The sequence below is a fragment of the Mesorhizobium sp. M2A.F.Ca.ET.037.01.1.1 genome (assembly GCF_003998075.1).
Taxonomy (GTDB): Bacteria; Pseudomonadota; Alphaproteobacteria; order Rhizobiales; family Rhizobiaceae; genus Mesorhizobium.
The window spans coordinates 1-2,465 of record NZ_RZSA01000954.1 but is presented as its reverse complement, the minus strand read 5'-3'; the positions used below and the strand labels follow the sequence as shown (position 1 = coordinate 2,465).

Annotated in this window: 3 protein-coding genes; all 3 read right to left on the bottom strand. The window is 68.2% G+C overall.

Going from position 1 to position 2,465, the window contains the following annotated elements:
- The coding region (locus tag EOA27_RS31855; RefSeq protein ID WP_127258164.1) for a DAK2 domain-containing protein at window positions 1-314 on the bottom strand (314 nt) is incomplete at its 3' end.
- Window positions 315-324: 10 nt separating this feature from the next.
- Window positions 325-1,965 (bottom strand): dihydroxyacetone kinase subunit DhaK, encoded by a 1,641-nt coding sequence (locus EOA27_RS31850; RefSeq protein ID WP_127258161.1) that lies wholly within the window; start codon window positions 1,963-1,965, stop codon window positions 325-327.
- A 78-nt stretch (window positions 1,966-2,043) separates the two neighbouring features.
- Window positions 2,044-2,465, bottom strand: a 422-nt coding sequence (locus EOA27_RS31845; protein ID WP_145970668.1) for a TOBE domain-containing protein, incomplete at its 5' end; no start/stop codon positions are given.

Below are 2,465 nucleotides of genomic sequence, written 5' to 3'. Positions count from 1 at the left end.
GCCGCCGTCAGCCCGCCTCTATCGGGTGCCGCCGGCAGGTCCTTGCCGAGCGCCATGAAGAACGTGCCGAACAGAGGGCCGGAGGCGCCGCCGACCGTCATCACCAGCTTGGTGCCGACCGCTTTCAGCGCTTCGGGCAGCGGCTTCGCTGAAAAGACGTCCGCCTCCGCGCGCACCGCCTCGAAGCCGCGCTTCATGTTCAGCCCGTGGTCGCCGTCGCCGATCGCCTGGTCGAGCGCGGTCAACTCCTCGGCATGCGCCGCGATCGTATCGGCCGCCGCCGCGATCAGTCTGGAGAAATCGGCTGCGGCCATTGTCCGTCCTTCATGCCGGGGCGAACAGCGCCGCCACGGCAGCGAAAACCTCGGCAACCGCGAAGGCGCCAGGATCGGCGATGTCGAGTTGCCTGCCGATATAGGCGGAGCGGCCCGCTTTTGCCTTCTGCATCGCGGCGGTCGCCTCGGCGCCCTGCCTGGCCGCCTTGGCGGCCGCTTCCAGCCCGCTCGCGTCAAGGGCTTTCAGCGCCGGCTCGAGCGCGTCGACCATGGTCCGGTCGCCGACCCTGGCGCCGCCGTAGAAGGTCATCCGGTCGAGCCCGGCGAGCAAGGCCTTGGTGAGCGGGGCGCCGGCGCCGATCGATTGCGAGGCCGCGGTGAAGAAGATCGACAACAGCACGCCGCTGGAACCGCCCATCGAGGTGCCGAGCGTATCGCCGATCGCGGCAGCGGTTGCGGCCCTGTCGGCAAGCGGCAGCGCATCGATGCGCTCGAGGATGCTGCGCGCCCCTGTCGCCACGGTCGAGCCGGTGTCGCCGTCGCCCGCTTTGGCGTCGAGCGCGTTGAGCGGCTCTTCGAGCGCGATCAGCCTCTGGCAAATGGCTCTGATCAGCCGCTCGGCGGCCGCATCGCGGCTGGCGGGCTTTGCGGTCGCACCGGCAGCGGGTCTTGCCATCGCCACGACGACCGGCGCGCGAACCGGCTTTGCCGGCAGCCAGGCATGCGGGCCGACGGGCGCCAGCAGCGCTTTCTCGCGTTCCGCATCCAGTCTGATCAGCGACAGCGAGAAGCCGTTCATGTTGAGCGCGGTCATCAGGTGCCCGGGTCCGATCGTCAGCGCCACCGCCTTTTCCAGCGACGAAGACAGCACGGCATTCGCAATCAGCGACATTTCGAGCGGCGGCACCGATCCGAGATTGTTGATCAAAAGCGCATAGCGGCTGTGCGGATCGAGCCGCGCGGCGAGGCGCTCCGCCATGATGGCGACCAGCTTGCTGGCGGCCTCCAAGGCGATGCGCTCGACGCCGGGCTCGCCATGGATGCCGAGTCCGAGTTCGCCATCATTCGTGCCGAAGCGCTCCTCATGCGCCTGCCCGGGGATCGAGCAGGAGGAAAGCGAGATGCCGAGCGAAACGATGTCCTTGGCCGCCGCACGCGCCGCCGCGGCAACCGATGCCAAGTCATGGCCGGATTCCGACAGGTGCCCGGCGATCTTGTGCACGAACAGCGTGCCGGCAACGCCGCGCGGCTGCGCGATGTCCGGTAAGGCGATGTCGTCGGCGACGATCACCATCTCGACCGCGAGACCTTCGGCACGCGCCTTCTCCGCCGCCAGTCCGAAATTGAGTCGGTCGCCGGTATAGTTTTTCACGATCAGCAGGCAGCCGGCGGGGCCGGTCGTGGCGCGGATCGCCGCCAGCACCGCCTCGACGCTCGGCGAGGCGAAGATCTCGCCGGAGACCGCCGCCGTCAGCATGCCGGCGCCGACGAAGCCGGCATGCGAGGGTTCATGCCCAGCGCCGCCGCCGGAGACCACGGCCACCTTGGTCTTGTCCCAGTCGGCGCGCAGCACGACCTTGATCTCGGGGTAGCCGTCGAGGCGGGCCAGCGCGCCCGATCCCGCCGTGGCGAGGAAGCCGTCGAGCGCTTCGGTGACGATCGTGTCCTTGCGGTTGAAAAAGTGCTTCATGGATTTCGTCCAGTCCGTATCTGCGGCCGTCAATCGGTATGCGAAAATATGGGGCGTCGCGGCTACATCAGTCCCCCGCTACATCAATCTCTGCCCGTCCGAGCCGAAATAGAGCGGCGCGATGTAGCGGATCGTCACCTTGTCCCCCTTGGCTAAAGACGTGTCTGGATCGGTCAGCGTCACCAGCTTCTTCGCCCCCACCGTCACATGCAGGTGGTTTTGGTCGCCGAGATGCTCGACCCAGTCGACGACGCCGTCGGCATGGCCGTTCGTTGCCTTCTCGATCGCGAGATGCTCGGTGCGGGCGCCGATCGTTTTCGTTCCGGTCGGCGCGCCCCCGTCGGGCAGGAGCCCGGCCGGCAGAAGGTTGATCGCCGGCTGACCGAGGCGGGCCGCGACATGAAGGTTTGCCGGCTCGGAATAGATCGCGCGCGGCGTGCCGATCTGCACCAGGACGCCGTCGGCGAGGATGCCGATGCGGTCGGCCATGGTCATCGCCT

Coding starts and splice junctions, on each gene's coding strand:
- EOA27_RS31850 (WP_127258161.1), bottom strand. CDS start 1,965: ATGAAGCACTTTTTCAACCGCAAGGACACGATCGTCACCGAAGCGCTC.